21 protein-coding genes are annotated in these 19202 nt (G+C 40.7%); 6 read left to right on the top strand and 15 right to left on the bottom strand.

Features of this window, described 5'->3' with window-relative positions; all coding sequences use genetic code 11:
- Nucleotides 1-23 precede the first annotated feature (23 nt).
- Both FFM66_RS07575 and FFM66_RS07580 read left to right on the top strand, forming a co-directional pair.
- Nucleotides 24-533 carry a type 1 glutamine amidotransferase domain-containing protein gene (locus FFM66_RS07575; protein WP_137605514.1) on the top strand — a complete coding sequence of 170 codons (510 nt, stop codon included), beginning with the start codon at nt 24-26 and terminating at the stop codon, nt 531-533.
- 130 nt (nt 534-663) lie between these two features.
- The gene (locus FFM66_RS07580; RefSeq protein ID WP_048603785.1) at nt 664-1353 is read left to right on the top strand and encodes a YoaK family protein; all 690 of its coding nucleotides are present in this window, start codon (nt 664-666) and stop codon (nt 1351-1353) included.
- A 54-nt stretch (nt 1354-1407) separates the two neighbouring features.
- On the opposite strand, the gene FFM66_RS07585 is transcribed toward FFM66_RS07580, so the two are convergent.
- The 8 genes from FFM66_RS07585 to FFM66_RS07620 all read right to left on the bottom strand — a co-directional run bounded on the left by FFM66_RS07585 (nt 1408) and on the right by FFM66_RS07620 (nt 8698).
- Nucleotides 1408-2625, bottom strand: coding sequence for a DUF1015 domain-containing protein (locus tag FFM66_RS07585; RefSeq protein ID WP_137605515.1), 1218 nt, complete (start codon nt 2623-2625; stop codon nt 1408-1410).
- On the bottom strand, nt 2625-3806 hold the full coding sequence (locus tag FFM66_RS07590; protein WP_137605516.1) for a phosphoglycerate dehydrogenase: 1182 nt from the start codon (nt 3804-3806) through the stop codon (nt 2625-2627). The genes FFM66_RS07585 and FFM66_RS07590 overlap by 1 nt, the downstream gene beginning before the upstream one ends.
- Nucleotides 3793-4881, bottom strand: coding sequence for a 3-phosphoserine/phosphohydroxythreonine transaminase (gene serC, locus FFM66_RS07595; RefSeq protein WP_137605517.1), 1089 nt, complete (start codon nt 4879-4881; stop codon nt 3793-3795). Before serC ends, FFM66_RS07590 begins: the two co-directional genes overlap by 14 nt.
- A gap of 174 nt (nt 4882-5055) precedes the next feature.
- The gene (locus FFM66_RS07600) at nt 5056-5358 is read right to left on the bottom strand and encodes a hypothetical protein (RefSeq protein WP_048603777.1); all 303 of its coding nucleotides are present in this window, start codon (nt 5356-5358) and stop codon (nt 5056-5058) included.
- A 14-nt stretch (nt 5359-5372) separates the two neighbouring features.
- Nucleotides 5373-6899 carry an ABC-F family ATP-binding cassette domain-containing protein gene (locus tag FFM66_RS07605; protein WP_137605518.1) on the bottom strand — a complete coding sequence of 509 codons (1527 nt, stop codon included), beginning with the start codon at nt 6897-6899 and terminating at the stop codon, nt 5373-5375.
- 296 nt (nt 6900-7195) lie between these two features.
- Nucleotides 7196-7495, bottom strand: a complete 300-nt coding sequence (locus tag FFM66_RS07610; protein ID WP_048603775.1) for a hypothetical protein — start codon at nt 7493-7495, stop codon at nt 7196-7198.
- A 37-nt stretch (nt 7496-7532) separates the two neighbouring features.
- Nucleotides 7533-8105, bottom strand: coding sequence for a TMEM175 family protein (locus FFM66_RS07615; protein ID WP_048603774.1), 573 nt, complete (start codon nt 8103-8105; stop codon nt 7533-7535).
- A gap of 89 nt (nt 8106-8194) precedes the next feature.
- A complete protein-coding gene (locus tag FFM66_RS07620) occupies nt 8195-8698 on the bottom strand; it encodes a GNAT family N-acetyltransferase (RefSeq protein WP_137605519.1) in 504 nt (167 codons plus the stop codon).
- A 192-nt stretch (nt 8699-8890) separates the two neighbouring features.
- On the opposite strand from FFM66_RS07620, the gene FFM66_RS07625 reads away from it, so the two are divergent.
- Complete coding sequence (locus FFM66_RS07625) at nt 8891-9418, top strand: VanZ family protein (protein WP_048603772.1); 528 nt, start codon at nt 8891-8893, stop codon at nt 9416-9418.
- 146 nt (nt 9419-9564) lie between these two features.
- Nucleotides 9565-9975: an Ohr family peroxiredoxin gene (locus FFM66_RS07630; protein ID WP_048603771.1), complete on the top strand. Its 411-nt coding sequence runs from the start codon at nt 9565-9567 to the stop codon at nt 9973-9975.
- 101 nt (nt 9976-10076) lie between these two features.
- On the opposite strand, the gene FFM66_RS07635 is transcribed toward FFM66_RS07630, so the two are convergent.
- The 6 genes from FFM66_RS07635 to FFM66_RS07660 all read right to left on the bottom strand — a co-directional run bounded on the left by FFM66_RS07635 (nt 10077) and on the right by FFM66_RS07660 (nt 16598).
- Nucleotides 10077-10331 (bottom strand): hypothetical protein, encoded by a 255-nt coding sequence (locus tag FFM66_RS07635; RefSeq protein ID WP_048603770.1) that lies wholly within the window; start codon nt 10329-10331, stop codon nt 10077-10079.
- A gap of 156 nt (nt 10332-10487) precedes the next feature.
- Nucleotides 10488-11354 carry an AraC family transcriptional regulator gene (locus FFM66_RS07640; RefSeq protein ID WP_137605545.1) on the bottom strand — a complete coding sequence of 289 codons (867 nt, stop codon included), beginning with the start codon at nt 11352-11354 and terminating at the stop codon, nt 10488-10490.
- A 78-nt stretch (nt 11355-11432) separates the two neighbouring features.
- Entirely contained in the window at nt 11433-12803 is a 1371-nt protein-coding gene (locus FFM66_RS07645; protein WP_137605520.1) for a gluconokinase, read from the bottom strand.
- Between the two features lie 79 nt (nt 12804-12882).
- Nucleotides 12883-14301 carry a glycoside hydrolase family 1 protein gene (locus FFM66_RS07650; RefSeq protein ID WP_137605521.1) on the bottom strand — a complete coding sequence of 473 codons (1419 nt, stop codon included), beginning with the start codon at nt 14299-14301 and terminating at the stop codon, nt 12883-12885.
- 56 nt (nt 14302-14357) lie between these two features.
- Nucleotides 14358-15665, bottom strand: a complete 1308-nt coding sequence (locus FFM66_RS07655; protein WP_048603767.1) for a PTS sugar transporter subunit IIC — start codon at nt 15663-15665, stop codon at nt 14358-14360.
- Nucleotides 15666-15905: 240 nt separating this feature from the next.
- The gene (locus tag FFM66_RS07660) at nt 15906-16598 is read right to left on the bottom strand and encodes a FadR/GntR family transcriptional regulator (RefSeq protein ID WP_082147256.1); all 693 of its coding nucleotides are present in this window, start codon (nt 16596-16598) and stop codon (nt 15906-15908) included.
- 382 nt (nt 16599-16980) lie between these two features.
- Between FFM66_RS07660 and FFM66_RS07665 the strand changes: the two genes are divergently transcribed.
- On the top strand, nt 16981-17463 hold the full coding sequence (locus tag FFM66_RS07665; RefSeq protein WP_137605522.1) for a DUF2975 domain-containing protein: 483 nt from the start codon (nt 16981-16983) through the stop codon (nt 17461-17463).
- A 9-nt stretch (nt 17464-17472) separates the two neighbouring features.
- Nucleotides 17473-17688: a helix-turn-helix domain-containing protein gene (locus tag FFM66_RS07670; RefSeq protein ID WP_048603764.1), complete on the top strand. Its 216-nt coding sequence runs from the start codon at nt 17473-17475 to the stop codon at nt 17686-17688.
- Between the two features lie 45 nt (nt 17689-17733).
- Here the strand turns inward: FFM66_RS07670 and celB are convergent, their stop codons facing one another.
- Nucleotides 17734-18990, bottom strand: a complete 1257-nt coding sequence (gene celB / locus FFM66_RS07675; protein WP_371851515.1) for a PTS cellobiose transporter subunit IIC — start codon at nt 18988-18990, stop codon at nt 17734-17736.
- Nucleotides 18991-19202 lie beyond the last annotated feature (212 nt).

Raw genomic sequence — 19202 nt, forward strand, 5'->3', positions numbered from 1 at the left:
ATAACATCAGAGGAGGCGAAAAAATGAGCAAAGTAGCAGTAATTATGACCGATTTAGTTGAAGACATTGAGGTAACTTCACCAAAGGAAGCCCTTGAAAATGCCGGACATGATATAGTGATTATCAGTGAAAAAGACACAGTGACTGGTAAAAAAGGCACAAAATTTCCGGTAGACACTTCTATTGACGGCATTTCTTGGCAAGATTTTGACGCATTACTGATTCCCGGTGGTTTTTCTCCAGATCAACTACGAACCGATGAACGCTATGTTCAACTGACCAAAGATTTTTTAGAATCTAATCGACCAGTGTTTGCTATCTGTCACGGGCCACAGATTTTTATTCAAACCGAACTGCTCCCTAATCTTACGTTGACCGGCTACGAATCCATTTTGCCTGATTTGATGTATGCCGGTGCTACTGTCAGAGATCAACCTGTAGTCATTGATCACAATTTAATCACCAGCCGCAATCCCGGAGATTTAGAGGCCTTCAATGCCGCTATCGTCAATGCACTAAATGAACCAACCTAATACTGTTAAAAATTTTTACTGGCAAGCCCACTGTGGTTTGCCTTTTTTAGTGACAAATTCTTTTTTCTGCATTATTTTCAGAAAATATGTGGTAACATAGCTTCAGTATATAAATAAGTTGGTGACTACTGTGAAACAATCTTTTCATGAGGACCGCTTTGTTGGACTGCTCCTCACTTTTATCGGAGGTGCAATGGACGCCTACACATACATCCATTATGGCGCATTTGCTTCAGCACAAACCGGCAATATCGTTTTGGCGATTATTCAGGCCTTTGACGGCGATTGGTCCAACGTTGGTAAGAAAATCCTTTCAACATCTTTTTTCTTTTTAGGCATTTTGTTGACTAAGTTTTTGATCGATTATTTTCGAAAAAAAGAACTGCATTTTTGGCGATTATTTGTTTTATATTATGAAGCTTTGATTTTCTTTTTGGTCAGCTTTTCCGGGATCAATCATTCCCCTGCCCTTGTGACCATTCTGATTGCTTTTACTGCGGCGATTCAATGGATTGCTTTTGATAAAATTGATGGTCGTGCTTATACGAACTTGTTTACGACCGGTAATTTAAAGGGTGTGGCTACTAATCTTTATGACTATCTAAAAACCAAAGATACTCACGATTGGGACAATTTCATGCATTTTCTAAGAGTGGTGCTTGCCTTTATCGGTGGCGGAATCGTCTCTGTCGCTTTTTTCCACTGGTTTGGCTACAAATCTGTCCTGCTGATTACTGTCCTATTCCTTTTTTTAGCGATTTACGAATCAATTATGATTGCTCGGTTTTACCGGGACAACCGCTTTTTACCCCGCAAATAATTAAAAACTCGAAGGAATCGCTGACTAAAAGCTGTTCCTTCGAGTTTTTTCTATTCATCGCGTCTCCAATTCATGTAAAAACAAGCCGCTTAATAATTTTGGTTCGAACCATGTGGACTTTGGCGGCATAATTTCATTGGCATCTGCCACAGCCAATAAATCTTTCATCGTAGTGGGATAAAGAGAAAAAGCCAAATTCCACTCCTCCTGTTTAACTAAGCGTTCCAATTCCTCACTGCCACGAATGCCTCCAATAAAATCGATGCGGGGATCGGTACGAACATCCTGAATCCCAAAAATATTTTCAAAGACGTAGGTTTGCAACAAAGAAACATCCAAACTTTCGACTACGGAAGCTGGGATTTTTTCAGGCTTGATGGCTAGACGATACCATTCACTCTCCCAAAATAGTTGAAATTCTCCCGGTTTCTCCGGTTTTACTTTTTCGCTTTTTTCAACGACAAAATTTTCTTGAAGCTGTGAAAGAAAATCATCCGGGATGGTTACCTTCAATACCCGATTGTACTCCCAGATTGCCAGTTGATCATCCGGAAAAATAATCGATAAAAAAACATCACTTTCTGGGCTGCTGCCCTTTTTTTCTTTTCCAACTTTAACTGCCGACTCTGTCCGATGATGTCCATCAGCAATATAAAGTGCTGGCACATCCGCAAACAGCCCCACCAATTCGTCGATGGTTTTCTGATCATCCATTAACCAAACTGTATGAGTTACCTCATGGAAGCTGGTAAAGTCATAAAGAGGCGCATGAGCAGCTTGCCACTGATCAATGATCGATTGAATAGCGGTTTCTTTGCGGTAGCTTAAAAAAATCGGACTGGTATTGGCGTCACAGGCTTCAATATGACGAATGCGGTCCAGTTCTTTTTCTGGTCGGGTATATTCATGTTTTTTGATTTTTTTTGCCAAATAATCTTCAATTGACGTGCAGACCACCAATCCTGTTTGACTACGGGTCCCCATGGTTAATTGATAAAGATAAAAGACAGACTGTTCTTCTTTTATTAGCCAGTTTTTTCTTCGAAAGTCGGCAAAATTTTCGGCTGCTTTTTGATAAACTTGCTCGTCATAGGGATCAATGGTTTCCGGCAAATCAATTTCAGCTTTGTCGATATGAAAAAAACTGTAGGGATTCTCGGCAGCTAATTGCTCTGCCTCTTGACTGTTGACCACGTCATATGGCAATGCCGCAACTTTTTCTGCTAATTCAGCAGGCGGACGAACGCCGCGAAAGGGACGAATTTGAACCATCAGTATCCTCCTTCCGGTTGTTTAATAACGCGAACCCGCAAAATATCCGGATTTTCCCGTAATTTTCCAGCAACCTTTTCTGCTTTTTCTGGATTCGTTTCTTGAATATCGATCAGGGTATAGGCATAATCTTCCTGTCCACGGTTGACCATGTTATCAATATTGATACCCATTTCAGCAATCGTCGAAGAAATTTGACCAAGCATATTCGGTACATTGCGATTGATCACCGTTATCCGATAGGGAGATTGAAACGCCATTTCCACTGAAGGAAAATTCACTGAGCGTTTGATTGTTCCGGTTTCTAAAAATCGTTTCAATGTTCGAGCTGCCATTTTGGCACAGTTGACCTCGGCTTCTTCTGTTGAGGCACCTAAATGGGGCAGTACCAAAACTTTTTTATGATTCAATAATTTTTCATCGGCAAAATCTGTCGTAAAACCGGCAAGCTCACCTGCATCCAACGCTGTCAAAACAGCCGTGGTATCCACGATTTCTCCTCTAGAAAAATTAAACAGTTTAGCAGTAGGCTTCATTTGTGCCAGTTCTGCCGTGCTGATCAGATGATGGGTATTTTCCATCAAAGGTACATGAAGCGTGATAAAATCACAATTTTTGAAAATCTCGGACAAATCTGCCGCCCGTTTGACCCGTCTGGAAATGCTCCATGCTGTATCAACCGAAACGTAAGGATCGTAGCCCATGACTTCCATTCCTAAACGATAGGCATCGTTAGCAACCATCGCACCGATTGCCCCCAAGCCAATGATTCCTAATCGCTTTCCTTCCAATTCCGTACCGGCAAACTGACTTTTTTGTGCCTCGGCCTGTTCTTCAACATTTGGACCGGATAACGTTTGGACCCACTGAGCGCCTTGCAAAATAGGGCGCACGGAAAGCAGTAAGCTGGCAATCACCAATTCCTTGACTGCGTTGGCATTGGCACCGGGTGTATTAAACACCACGATTCCTTGCTGTGTGCAACGATCAACAGGAATGTTATTGGTGCCGGCTCCGGCTCTTGCAACGCCCACTACCGACTCGGGAAAGGCATAGTCGTGAAGTTTTTGACTGCGTAAAATAATTCCATCCGGGTTTTCACTTTCGTTAATCAAATAATTTTCGTCAAAACGACTCATACCTTCTGGGGCAATCGCATTAAATGTTTTAATCTGGAACATTGGCTTGTCTCCCTTCAAATTCTTTCATGCACTCAATCAACTTCAATACACCTGCTTCAGGAAAAGCATTGTATAAACTTGCCCGCATTCCCCCAACGGAACGGTGTCCTTTCAAATTGATCAAACCAGCTTCTTCTGCAAATCGAACAAACTGTTGATCCAAATCAGTGTTCCCCGTCACAAAAGGAATATTTGTGATCGAACGGCTCTCTTTTTCAACTGGATTAGAAAAGAGGGCTGAGTGTTCAATGGCTTCATAAAGAAGGGCTGCTTTTTTACGATCTGCTTCTAAAATTGCTGGTACGCCCCCTTTTTCCTTCAACCACTCAAAAACTAGCTTGGCAATATAGATACTATAGGTTGGTGGTGTATTATACAATGAGGCGTTATCTGCCTGTAATTTGTAATCCAGCATCGGGGCAAACACCCTTTGCTCCAACAAATCTTCCCGAACAATCACCACGGTCAAACCGGCTGGGCCAATATTTTTTTGCGCTCCTGCATAAATCAGTCCAAAATCTTCTACATTGTAGTCATTCGCCAAAATATTTGAAGACATATCTGCTACAATTGGAACTTTTCCAGCATTTGGAATTGTTTGATAGACTGTTCCGGCAATCGTATTATTGGTGGTAATATGCAAATAGGCTGCACGCTGATCGATTTGATCAATTGTTATTTCAGGAATGTAGCTGAAATTTCGATCTTCGCTGGAAGCGATGACTTCCACATCAACCTTTTCAATTGCTTTTGCGGCAGCGATTGCTTTTTTTGACCACACACCGGTATTGACATACAGGGCTTTTTTTCCTTGCGCAAGATTTAACGGTACCATTGTAAATTGCAGACTAGCGCCCCCTTGTAAAAATAAAACACGATAATTAGCAGGAATCGCCATCAATTCCCGTAAATTTTTTTCGGCAGTTTTAATAATCTGATCAAATAAGGAGGAACGATGACTCAACTCCATCACAGACATCCCGCTCATTTGATAATCTAGAAATTCGGATTGCGCTTTTGCCAGCACTTCTTTGGGTAATACGGCTGGGCCGGCTGAAAAGTTATAAATCGTCATACACTTCTGCTCCTTTTTAAAAATATTTTAAAAACCATTGTAGCAGATACCACCCTCAGACAAAAGCATAAACCGCAAAATGTTTTGTGAATTTTTTGACTATTCTGATTAAAATAACAAATATTTTTTGAAATACACACAAAAAAAGAACAGGAAAAAATCCCTGTTCGTTGTTTATTCTTTTGGTGGTAATTGAAATCCGTCAAAGGTCTCTCCATCGTAATATTTTAAAAGTTGGTCATAAGAAAGCAAAGAGGAGGTCATTTCTTCCGTTGGATTTTCTGCTTCTTGCATTTTTTTAGCCTCTAGATAGGCTTGATAGCCTTCTGCCAATTGCCGATACATCGCCTGTCGAGAAGTTCCTTCTCCATTGATCAGAGGTAACTCCCGTAAAAAACCGCGATAAACGGGTACATCATTTTCGATTTCAATCGGTAGTTCCACGACCGTCAAATTAACTTCTTCAAAAATATCCATCCCTTCATTTCCTCCTATTCTTCTCCCAGATTAATCACACGATCCACAAAAGGTTCATAAAATCCTTGTTCATGTGAAACAACAATTACGGTTCCCGCAAAGTTTTGAAAACTTTGTTGCAGATTTTCCTTCGTTTCTTGATCGATATGATTCGTCGGTTCATCCAAAATCAAAAAATTACTTTCCTTCATCGTCATTTGCGCAAATTTGACCTTGGCCTGTTCGCCACCACTCAATAAACGCAACGGTTCCTGTGCCAACTGATTGGCTAAGCCCGCCCGCGATAATTGCCGCCGCAATTCCTTTACTGTCGCTTTTGGAAACAGGTCGCTTAAATAATGCAGCGGGGTTTCCAAGGGGTTTTCCCAAAGAAGTTCCTGAGAAAAATAATTGAGCGTCGTATTTTCAGGAAAATGAAAAGTTCCGGATAAAGGCGTTCGTTCCCCCATCAATGTTTTTAACAAGGTTGATTTCCCGATCCCGTTGAAGCCACGAATCGCAACTTTTTCTCCATAGCGAATCGTCAAATTGATTGGTGACAACAATGGGCGATCATAGCCGATCACTAATTGATCTGTTTCCAGTGCAAAGGTCGTGACAATCTCACGATATGGAAAGACGATATGCGGTTTTGCCGTCCCTGTCGGTGGAGTCAAGCGCTCCACTTTATCCAGTTGTTTTTGCCGACTTTTTGCTATCGTAGAACGGGAACCGGCTTTGTATTTTCGAATGTAGGCTTCTGTTTTTTCAATCTGCCTTTTTTGGACGGCGTATTGCCGCAAATAAGATTCTCGATTGACTTCTTTTTGCTTCAATGCTTGGGTCAAATTACCCGTATATTTCGTTAATTTTCCAAACTCAATATCGGCAATGTGGGTCGTGATTTCATTCAAAAATTGCCGATCATGGGAAATCACTAAAAATGTGCCAGTGAATTCCTGTAAAAATTGCGTCAACCATTGAACATGGGTATCATCCAAATGGTTGGTGGGTTCATCCAAAACCAGCATCTCAGGCTTTTCCAGCAATAATTTTGCCAAAATTACTTTTGAACGTTGACCCCCACTAAGATTTTTCAGCAAAGTATCCAGTCCAAGCACATCGAGCCCTAATCCGGTCGCCATTTCTTGAATCAAGGTTTCCATTTGATAAAATTCTCCTTGGTCCAATTCCGTTTGCAGACGTCCGGCTTTTTCCAATAATTGATCCTGCAATGTTTCTGCATATTCCGTGTATAAAGCTGTAATTTTTTGTTCCTTATCCATATCTTCTTGAAAAGCCGTTTTTAAAAAGGCAAAGATTGTCAATTCCTCATCCACCCGAACATACTGATCCAAATAACCAATCTTACTGTTTTTCGGATAGTCTACTCGTCCATCATCTGGCAAAATCTCACCGGTGATGATTTTGATCAAGGTACTTTTTCCTGCACCGTTTTGTCCAATCAAGCCCACGTGTTCGCCACGGTTAATCTGTAAATTTAATTGTTCATACAATACTTTGTCCCCAAATTGTTGGGTGATATTTGTTAATTGCAGCATTTTTTTCACTTCCTTTATAAATTAAAAAGGCTGTAGACAACATCGTCTACAGCCAACTATGCCATCGAGACCATCTTTTAGCCATGCCAAAAAAGCCTGTCTATTAGACGGTTTCGATGAAGAATGAGCCTATGCTCAATAGTATCGCTTCTAACAATGCTTCATCTAGTTCATTTGTCAGAAGCTGTGTCTCTAATAAATTTTAAATAATAGTTGAAAATCATCACTCTCAGCCTTTCCTAAGCGCTACAAAGTGTACCATCATAGGAAACAAATGTCAAAATTGATCCCTTATCTTACAGTTGTTCATCCGTGTCGATTTCTGCACGATACTCTGCATTGCCATAGCAAAGGCGGGTGGAAATCGTTGCTTCTTGATCTTCCGAGTATAATTCCTTCGTAAAAGGAAAGACAACTTCTTTTCCGGTCAATGATGCCGCTGGAGATAATCGAAAATAAAGGGAAGGTTTGCTTTTTGCCAACTGATCATTTAGCTGTTCCATGACTTCTGCCACGATTTCTTTTTCTGCTTTTGGATTTTTTGCTGCCTTTTTATAATCCGCTAAAAATACTGCCTGTCCTTCAAATAATTCCATTTTCTTCGCCTCCTAAATAGGTTAAAAACACTTTCACTCAATGGATTTTTTCAACTTTTTTTTCAGGGATAAACCACAGCAACAGCATCACGCCATTTACCACCAGTACACTGACAGGATGAATCAGCCAACCGGCTAAAAGAGCCACGACATTCAATCCCAGCGTGATATACATTTTTGAATAGTTCGCAAATAATCGTCCCACTGGTGAATCTTTGCCATTGACCCGAACCAAGGTTAACCCAACGACCAAATAGGCAAGATCCGTTCCCAAAAGAATCAGTCCATACAATAATTGCGGTGCCAACGAGGTGGGGTGATCTCCTACCCAAGCTGTGGCAAAAGGGAACAAGGTCATCATCAAAATCAATAAATTATTCGCCCACAAGACCCAACCATCCACGCGACGAACGATATGAAACATGTGGTGATGGTTATTCCAGTAAATCGCCAGTGAAATGAAACTCATCAGATAAATCACGAATTGATGCCACGTTCCTTCAAAAGCAGCCCAAGTGTCGCCTTCCGGGGTATGCAGTTCCAAAACTAAAATCGTCATTACAATGGCAATCACCGCATCCGTAAAGGCTTCGATCCGTGTTTTCGGCATGACTTTTTTCCTCCAATTTAAATAAGTAGTGAAGGTATTATCGTACGTTTTAGAGACTTTCGTCAATTGATTTGTCTCTTCCTTCTCCTTTAGTGAAGTGCCAGTCTGCCCGTAACATTTTTTAAGCTGCCCGGTATCAGTTCTCTCCCCAAAACAAATTGGTCGGGAACTTCGCTGTGGTTTTCTAAACCGAACATTTTTACCTGTTGAAAACCGTGTCGTGCATAGTATTCAGAATTTCCTACTAGAAAAACTGCCTGCTTTTCTAATTGGACCGCTTGATCCAGTGCTGTTGCCAATAATTTTCCACCAATGCCTTGGTTGCGATAGGCAAAAGCCACACACAAAGGCGCTAACAATAACCCACTGACATCCTCTTGGTCAACTGACTGCTCTGTCAGCATGACATGCCCGATCAATTCTCCATTTTCTTCTGCGACAAATTCCAACTCTGGAAGAAATGTATCCCGTTGTCGCAATTCTGTAACGAAATCTTGTTCCTTCCCATCAGAAACTTGTGCGGTTTTAAACGCTTGCTTTACCAATGCATAAATTTCCGGATAATCCTCCGTGGTCGCTTGCCGAATCATCATTTTTCTTCATTCCTCTTTTCTGATTCCAGTATACCAGATTCTGCAGAATTTCTCGTTTTTCAACTGGAGGTTCTGACTTCCATCGCTTTCCACAGACTTTGTTTTTTTCTTATAATTTTTTTCATTCGTTGACTTGCCTTCTGCCTTCCAGTACAGTCGTATACAACCCTTGGAATGATTGGAGGTTTTCTTATGAAAACAACTACCTGGAGCAAAATTTTCGTCGTAGGTTATCTTCTTGTTTTGATTTGGATTTTATTATTTAAATTCTCTCTTTCTTTTGAAAGTCTTCTTCAGGAATCGGATATCCTGAAACGCAACATCAACTTGATTCCTTTTGGTCAGTCAACGATTATCAATGGACAAGTAGATTTTAAAGAAGCCATCTATAACGGAGTGATTTTTCTTCCCTTTGGCGTTTTTTTGGGAATTGCGTTCAAAAAACATTTTTTTGCCAACAGCCTTTTTCTCTTGCTGTTCAGCGTGAGCATCGAGGGCTTGCAGTACTTGCTGGCCTTGGGGGCAACTGATATTACCGATGTAATTATGAATACCGGTGGCGGGATTGCAGGTCTGTTGCTGTACCAGCTACTCCACAAAATTTTTCCTGAGAAAAAATTGGATACATTACTGTTGTCACTAGGAACGATTATGCTGCTGCTTTCCCTTTCCTTCATCCTGTTTATGCTTCTCAGCGGAAGAGTTCGTTATTCGGTGTAGCACTAAAAATGAACAGATGGAATAAAAATGAGACCTCCAGCTTGTTGGAGGTCTTTTCTTCAATGACCTTGCTAGGCATATAATTTCAAGTAAGGGCGGTTTTCTCGTATAATAATTCTGTAATCAAATAAGAGAGGATGATTTAAATGGTTAAAAAATTATCAGTAGCAACAGTGGTCAATGAAGGCGGACGTGAAGGCGAAAGCAAATCCGTTACAGGTTACCTGAACGTCAAAACAACAATGACTAAAAAAGAAGGATACACCAATCCTGAAGAATTGTTCGCTGCTGGCTTCTCTGCTTGCTTCAACGGCGCTATGTCCTTCCCATTGGAACGTGACGGCTTAGGCGACAAATCCCGCAGTGTTCGGGCAGAAGTAAGCTTGCTTGGTGACATGAGCGATACAACCAGCCTGCATATCGCAGTAAATATTATTGGACATATCGATGGCCTTTCAAAAGAAGACATCGAAAAATATATGGAAGAAACATCTCACATCTGCCCCTATTCAAAAGCAGTTGATGGCAATATCGATGTCACTTACCAAGCAGAATAATCACCAGATACAACGCGAAAAAGCAGCTCGTGCTGCTTTTTTTGTATTTATATGGAAAATTTTTTCGACTAGTTTAAAAAATCAGAAAGTCAAACCCTCGTCTACTTCATACCAACTTTTCCAGCTTCTGCCAAATATTGTTCTACTTGCGGTTGGTAGCCATGAGCTTTTAAGAAATCTATGATCTCTTGCAGTTCATTTGCTGCAAATGCCGTTTTTTGACAATACACAACATTTCGAAAAGGGAACCCCTTTTTTCGTGTTTGATAGACATAACAAAGTTCGCTTGCTACTTCGATAGGAACGACTTTCTCACAGTTCCCCTCCACAAGCGCAAAAAGCGTCTGCCAATCCAATTTCTACACTTCCTTTTTCATCAATTAGAGATGATTATAGTCGAAGCAGAGAGAAAAGACCAGCAACTTCTTCTTAGTTAAGAAATTATTTAGAATCCTCTCTTCCGCTCATCACTCGTGTAAAAAAAGTGGGTTACTTTTTTCGAAATCAGCAGCTTACTCCGCCGTTTTTTTGACCGCCACCCAAATTTCACTGTAGGTATTTTCCCGTGGGTCATCATACCGGGTAAAAGAAATTCCCGGTGCTTCGATCAACTCATAGCCTGAAGACGGCAACCATTCACTGTAGATTGCGGCCCAGGTTCCTTGCAAGGTTTCTGGAAAAGGTCCTTGATTTGGAAAAATAGCCCATGTCAATGAGGGAACAGCCAACTGTTCCAAATCTTCATAAGGATTTTCTTTCGAAGTAGCAAAGCCGATAAATTGTGTTAACTCGCCTTTTTCCTGCAACCAGCCTTCGTCAAAATCATAGGATACTTGCAGGACCTGTTGTGGATACAAATCTCCTAAGCTGTGCATCTCTTCCCGTTGTTGGGGCGTGATACTTTGTGCCAACTCAGCAATTGCCGGATTTTCTCCTTCAAATTGGATAGGCACGCGTTTACTGACCCCAACCAAATGAAAAGCGTCTTTTTGTTCAATTTTAAATTCCATTGATGTTCCTCCTTTTATTGTGAGAGCAAAGGTAAATTTAGGAAATGATTTTTGAATCGCATTTTTCGCTACAGCAGACGGTGAAAACCCGCTCCATTCTTTAAAGGCGCGGGAAAAACCTTCCACCGATTGGTACCCGAACGTAAAAGCAACCTCTGTCACGGAACTTCCAGTCACCAACGCTTGATTCGCCAGTGATAGACGTCGATTTTTGATGTACTCATTTAGCGGCATGCCAGCCAGATAAGCAAACATACGGCGAAACTGATAGGCAGAAACAGCGGCTCGTTTCGCAATTTCTTCATCATTGATCGTATCTGTCAACTGTTCATCAATATAATTCATGACCTGATTAAATGCATGGATCATCATTTCTCACCTCTCGTCCCTTACTTTACGCAAAAAAAGGCATTCGGACTTGATAATCGGCAGTCGCCTTTCATCAATTCACTCAAAATATGTGGGATAAATCTGCTCGTACTGCTGTTTTGCTGCCTCATCACCACTGATTTTTTTCATTTTAGCAGGTTTGACTTCTTCTGGGTAGAGCAAATAATACAGCCCAAAAATCGGCTCGTTTGCATCGGCTAGCCAGCAATCTGCCGCTAAAATTTCCGCGGTGAGCTGTTGTAAAATCTCCGTCTTGAAAAATCCGCCGCTGATGGAAAGCTTTGTTCCGATACCGACTGTTTTGGCTAGAAGTTTGAGATTCATCAGTGTTCCCTCAATGATTCCCCGTAAAATATCCGCTTTCGTGTGATGAATGGACAGATATTTCAATTCTGCAGTTTGGTCGTTCCGCCAATAAGGCGCTCGTTCGCCATTAATATAGGGATGGAATCGTATCCCATTTCCACCAATCGGCGATTCTTGGATCATCGTCAATTGTTCCAGAAGTTTTTCATCAGCAAACAATTGATTTTTTGCCCACTCCAGCACACACCCACCGTTATTTGAAGGCGCGCCGACCACATAAAATTCCTCATTTAGGTAATAACAAAAATTTTGCTTTTCACTATCAACGTAAGGTGTTTGCGTGATTCTTCGGATTGCGGCGCTGGTACCGATCGTCAAACTGTCGGGAATCCCAGTAGTCAAATAACTGGCATACGCAGCGAGACAACCATCACTGGCGCCGGCAAGCACCTTGATGTTTTTTGGCAGCGCTAATTCTTTGGCAAGAGAGCTCAAAATCGGAAACGTCTCTGTGGGTTCAACGACTTTTGCTAATTGCTTCTCAGTGATTCCCAAATAATGGAGAATTTCTTGGTCCCAGACCAACTCTTGGCTGTGAAAAAGTCCCGTTGCCGATGCGGTCGAACGATCGATCAAAAATTCTCCGACAAATTGTTGCAGCACTAATTCCTTTAAACCGTAATAAACTGTTTCAGGTGGATACTCTCCTGTTTCTTGAAAATGCAAAATTTTCGCAAATGGTGACATTGCATGAATCGGCGTTCCAGTCTTTTGATAAAAACGTTTGGCTTCCGGTGTTTCTCGAAAGGCTTCAATCGTTTCCTCCCCCTGATTGTCTGACCAGATAAATATGCGATCATAGGTCTCTTCAACGACAGGCAAGCAACTGTGCATAGCTGTGCTAAAGCCGATATACTGCAATTCTTTTCGTAATGAGTGAGGAATTACCCGAACCCCGTCAGCAATACCTGCCAGAATTTCTTCTGCCTTTTGATATTTTTGCTTGTCTTCATAATAAGTTGTTACAGGTACACTGGTTTTAAACAGCAGTTTTCCCTGTTCAATCACACCAAATTTGATGGCGGTCGTCCCAACGTCGATCCCCAAAAATAAATTTTTCATCTTCTCGCATCCTTTTCTCGCAACATTCACCTAAAAAAGGGCAGGGCACCGATCATCGATCCAGCCCCGCCCTTCATGACTATCTATTGAATTGTTCGTCTGGCGTTTCCAATACCCGTTCATCTATCAGAGAACGATACCAGTAAGCCGATTTTTTCAATGAACGTGTCCGTTCTTCATTTAATTCGATTCGTACCAAGCCATAGCGATTCTTGAAGGCATTCATCGGTGAAACACAATCAGTAAAGGCCCAAAGCATGTAGCCTTCACAATTGGCACCCTCAGCAACTGCTTGGAGCAAGTAACGTAAGTGTTGACCAATGAAATCAACCCGATAGCTGTCATTAACGACACCTTGATCATCTTGATAGGCTTCTTCATTTTCACGTCCCATGCCGTTTTCAGTAACCAGCCAAGGAATATTGCCATAATTATTTTTCAGGTACATTGCCATATCGTACATGATTTTTGGATAAATTTCCCAACCGCGGGAATTGTTCATTTGTTTTCCTGGCAAATCAAAGACTTCGTAAAACATTTCCGGATGAAACGGTGTTTGTTCGTTCCATTGGTATCGGGGAGCCTTAACCCGTTTTGGATAATATTGGTTCACTCCTAAAAAATCTACCGTATTGGCTTTGATGATGGCTAATTCTTCTGGTGTAGCATCAAAAGAAATATCGTATTGTTCGCAAAGCGCCAATAATTCTTGTGGATATTCCCCTTTTACCATCGGATCAAAATACACACGGTTAAAGAATAAATCATACATTGCAGCTGCTTTTAAATCTTCTGCTGAATTTGAACGAGGATAAACCATTTCCGGATTCAAGACACAACCGATTCGACCGCCATAATTTCCTTCATGGTAGGCAGCAATCGCTTTGGCTGTTGCTAAAACTTTATGATAGTTCCAAAGCATCCATTTTTTCGTGTTTTGCTCATGAGGCCAGCGAACGGCATCCAAATAGCAACGTGTTTGCACAACGATTGGTTCATTGAAAGTAAACCAGTGTTTTACCCGGTCACCATAACGTTCAAACGCGATTTTTGCGTATTCTGTATATAATTCAACCACTTTTTTGGAAGACCAGCCGTCGTATTTTTCCATCAGATAGGTCGGCACTTCATAATGCTCTAAGCAAAGCATCGGTTCTACTCCCGCTTCAATCAACGCATCCACCACATCACTGATATGTTGCGCATAGTCTTCGTCCACTACTAAATTGTCATAATCGGTGAAAAAACGCGACCAGTTGATGGATGTCCGATAATGAGTCAAATGGATTTCTTTCATTAAATCGACATCTTCTTGGTACTGTTCCATAAAATTCGTGGCAACTGCTGGACCATATCCATTATGCCAAACGAAGGATTCTTCTTTGTACCAACTATCTAAAAAGGAATCTTGTCCTTCTTTTTTTCCTTTCCAGCCTTCTGTTTGCCATGCTGACGATGCAGCACCGATAATAAAATCTTTAGGAATTTGGGTTTTCATTATTTTCTCCTTTTCATAAATCAACTTTTCTTAAACAAAGGGTTCTTGTCGTTTTATTAAGCCACTTCATTGCGGGTCCGGTTCATTACTTTTACAAATGGCAAGTAGATCAAAATGGAGACCGCGATACAAACGATTTGAGTGATAACTGCGCCGATGTCTCCGGCTGTTGCTAAATACGCATTAACGATTGGTGGCATTGGCCATGGAACCATCACAACTGCTTTTGCCGCAAACCCAAGAGTGGTTGCAACATAGCCGATTGTACCGGTAACCAACGGTGTCAAGATAAAAGGAATCGCAAGAATTGGGTTCAACATGATTGGCATACCGAAAATCACTGGTTCATTAATATTAAAGATTCCGGGTGCTAAAGATAATTTTGTGATTTGGCGCATATCTTCTCGTTTGCCCACCAATAAAATGGCAATCAACAAACCAATTGTAACACCAGATCCACCCATACTCATATACATATCCCAAAACGGCATTGTAATAATGTTAGGAATTTCTTTTCCAGCTTCAAACGCTTCTGTATTAACCGCAATTGCAGCCAACAACAAAGGTTCGCGAATTGGTTTGATCATTTGATTTCCGTGAATCCCGATAACCCAGAAAACTTGGGAAATAAACATCAACAATAGAATACCTGGTAAGCCTTGAACAACACCTTCCAGTGGACGTTGCACAACGTTGTAAATAATATCATAAGCATACAAGCCAGTGATTGCTTTGATAGCAAATCCGGCTGTTGCAATAATGGTAACGGTTAAAATAGTTGGAAACAAAGCAGAAAAACTAGATGCTACGTTGGTTGGTACCGTATCCGGCATTTTTAACTGCAATTTTTCTTGGCGACCTAACCAGCAGTACAGTTCAATAGAAATAATGGCAACAAACATTCCTAGGAATAATCCTTTTGTATCCGTGTATTGTTTTGCCAAAACATTTTCTGCAATAACTGCTTTGTCATCACTTAAAAATTCAAAGACCGTTGGATTCACCGACAGATAAGACATGACTGCGATGATTCCTGGAAAAATTCCTTTGACATTGTTTAACTTGGCTAATTCGATCCCAATCAAAAATACTGCGTAGATCGTCAAAAAGCTTAAGGTGACATAACTGATGGCTGAAGAAATCGGTTTCAATTCCGCTAAGAAACCTAATCCGTTGATCTGTGCCAATCCATTTTCATTGTCAAAAACCATCGCTGAAAACAACGTACCAAACGCCCCAGTGATGATTACTGGAATCAAGGCTGCAAAAGCATTCTTGATGACTTTGATATAGCGTAGGTTATTGATTTTCATTGCGACACTACCTAAAACATTTGCTAATTTATCCATGAAACTTGTTCCCATTTACTTTTCCTCCTTTTGACCTAAACAACATCCATTTTCCGAAAAGTTCTCCTAGTTGAGAATTTTTCTACAGCGCTTACAACTTGTTTTGCAAAAAAAAGAATGAAATAAGTGCAAGAGGACTGCGTTGTCACCAACAAGCGAATCTTCACGAGATTTCTTTTTACAAAGACAAGTCATCTGATGTATTCATTCTAAAATACATCAGATGACTTGTCAATATTTTTGTTGTAATCGGTCTCATTTTTTTTGATGGACGATGGCTTTCAGTTCTTTACGGTTATTCGCCATGTGGATAGTCATGGCATCCAGCGCTGCAATCTCATCGCGATTTTCAATTGCTTCGGTGATATCCTTGTGCATGTCGATCGTTTCGATCTTCAAATGCTTGATATTGTAATTTTTATTGAACAGCCCAATGGATTCATTAATGATTGGAATAATATGAAACAGTGCTACGTTGCCGCTTGCCGCCGCAATCGTCGTGTGAAAATCAATGTCCAGTGTGACGTGACGAGAATCATTTTTATAAAAAGAATCCTCAATTTCCACCCGCAGACGATTCAGTTTATCGATTTGTTCCTGTGTTGCGTATTTAGCTGCCAACGCTGCCATTTTCGGCTCCAGCAAATACCGCAATTCAAACAAATCCTGAATCATTTTGTCTTGGTCCTTCACCAGCGAAAAACCTAGCGGATCATTGGCGATTCCCCGTTTATCACTGATAAATGTTCCTGCTCCTTGGCGAACTTCCAGCACATTACGAGAAGTTAGCGCTCGTACTGCTTCCCGCAAGGTACTGCGGCCAACGTCCAGCTGTTGGGACAATTCGTACTCATTCGGTAGCTTCATGCCAATTTCCAACTCATTTTTCGTGATGTAGTCTAAAATTTTATCGGTGGTCCGTTCCACCAATGTCTGATTTTCCATGATACTACTCCTTTCATTAATCATCTGATGTATTTAACTATAATCGGTCCATGTACAAAACACAATCAGCAGATGACTTTAGAAAATAAGACAACCAACAATGGCCGCTTTATTTCTACAAAAATTTCTTTACGACACTTGCCAATAATTGGAAATCTTGTTTCATTGAAGCATCTCTTTATACACCAAGCAGTCCTCTTCCTTCAACTCTTCTTTCATAATACAAAAGAAAATTTGCAATTTCCAATGTTTCTCGCAATGTCTTCTGAAAAAATGCAGATATTTTTTCTTTAGAAAAAAACAAACCGTTAAACGAATAATTTTTATTGATATTCGATAAATATCATGCTACACTTTTTTTATTCTTTAAGAAAGTGAGTAGTAAATGATGAAAACAAAAACCTTATTTCTAAAAGCATCTTTACTTTTTATCAGTTTGTTGGTTTTACTTTTTAGTTTGTTTATCTTTCCAAAATTCCCTCACGCGATGCAGCAGGAATATCCGCGAATCACTTATGAGAACTGGGCCTTTATTGGTGGACTTTATCTCTCGGAGCTCTGTTTCTATTTTGCTGTTTTTCAAGCCTTTCGCGTACTGCGGCAGGTGGATCACAATCAAGCTTTCTCCCAAGAAACGCTACTGGCCGTCACCCGTTTAAAACAGGGATTGTTTGGCATGGGAGGCAGTTATCTGACCTTTTTGCCGTTTCTCTATGTAATGGCAGATGTGGAAGATGCTCCAGGACTGATTTTTGTCGGCTTAGGAGTGATTGCCGTTCCCTTTATCGCGGCCGTCTTTGTGGCGATTTTACAAAAACTGCTGGAAAATGTTCTTTTGATAAAAACAGAAAATGAATTGACAATTTGAGGTGAGAAAATGGCAATAATCGTAAACATTGATGTCATGCTGGCAAAACGCAAAATGTCTGTTACCGAATTGACCGAAAAAGTCGGAATCACAATGGCTAATCTTTCGATTTTAAAAAACGGAAAAGCCAAGGCGATTCGCTTCTCCACCTTAGAAAAAATTTGCGAGGCTTTGGATTGCCAACCGGGAGACATTTTAGCCTTTCAGTCCGATCAGGAAAATTAAATCGACAAAAAAACTGGTCGCCTTTTCGGAGCGACCAGTTTTTCTTTAATTTTCTGGATTTGGTTGACGATCCAAAGCCTTCATGAATGGGAACCAGATTACTGCCACGATCACAAAGTCGATAACTTGCAGTAGTCCTCCCAACCAAGAATTCGTAGCTAAAATTCCGCTAGCGATAATCGGTACCGTCCATGGCACAGACACACCGGTTGGCGCTGGAACAATTCCGGCGGCCATCACTAAGTAGTTCAACGTTGTAACAACTAATGGTGCAAGCACCCAAGGAATCAAAATTGTTGCGTTCAAAACGATTGGCAGACCAAAGATTACGGGTTCGTTCACATTGAATAGACCAGGTCCTAAAGCCAAACGACCAATATCTTTGTATTGTTTTTTCTTCATGAAGAAAACCAGGATAACAACAACGGCCAAGGTCATACCAGAACCGCCAAGACCTACCGTGAAGGTTTCCATAAATGGTTTCGTAATGATATGAGGTAATTTTTCTCCTGCTTTATAAGCATCCAAATTGTCCAACATCAACGTGTTCCAAATAGGGTCCATCACTGAATTGACAATGATTTGTCCATGTAAACCAAAGAACCATAAGAATTGAACAAAGAACAAAGCAATCAAGGTTGCCGGCAAACTGCTGCCTAAACCAGTTAAAGGTTTTTGAATCACGTCATAAATCACATCATGCAAGTTGACATCAAACACACCAGTTACGATTGCATTGATGAATAAGAACACACTTAACGTAATGATTGCTGGAATCAATGCAGCAAATGATTTGGTTACTGCTGGTGGTACACCATCAGGCATTTTGATTTGCCAGCCGCGTTTTGTCACACGACAATAAATTTCTCCTGCTAAAAAGGCTGCGATCATACCGATAAACATCCCTTTTGCACCTAGGCGATCCAAGCTCAGCACATTGCTGACTGTTTCGCCGCCTTCAGTTACGGTAAAGAATGGTGTTAAAATCAAAAAGCTGGCAAAGGAGACAGCTCCACCAAAAATACCTTCTACATCATAAGATTTAGATAAATAATAGCCAATACCAAATGTTACAAACACGGTCATGATACTCATTGTGGCATTTTGTCCACTACCAAACAATGTTCCCAAGGTTCCTTTTGTGTCATCGCTGAAAAATGGCAAGTTATTAATAACGACAACAATTGATCCAAACATTGTTAACGGAAACGCTAACATAAATGCGTCACGTAAAACCGTCAGATACCGATTTTGTCCCAGCCAATTCGCAAGGGGCATAATCTTTTCACTGATTTTATCCATCATAAAAATCATTCCTCATTCCTTTTTAGTAATCGATTACAAAACCTATCTTAGCACGACTCTTCAAATAAGTCTATACTTTATTTGAAAAAGTATATTTCTATAACTGTCGTTAACTAGCCTACACAACGAATTTGCAGAATAGTCGAGCTACCTTCTGTTTTCTTATGGATTTACATTTTTACATTCAAGATAATATAACAAAATATTTT

It is taken from the genome of Enterococcus songbeiensis (assembly GCF_005405265.1).
GTDB lineage: Bacteria > Bacillota > Bacilli > Lactobacillales > Enterococcaceae > Enterococcus_C > Enterococcus_C songbeiensis.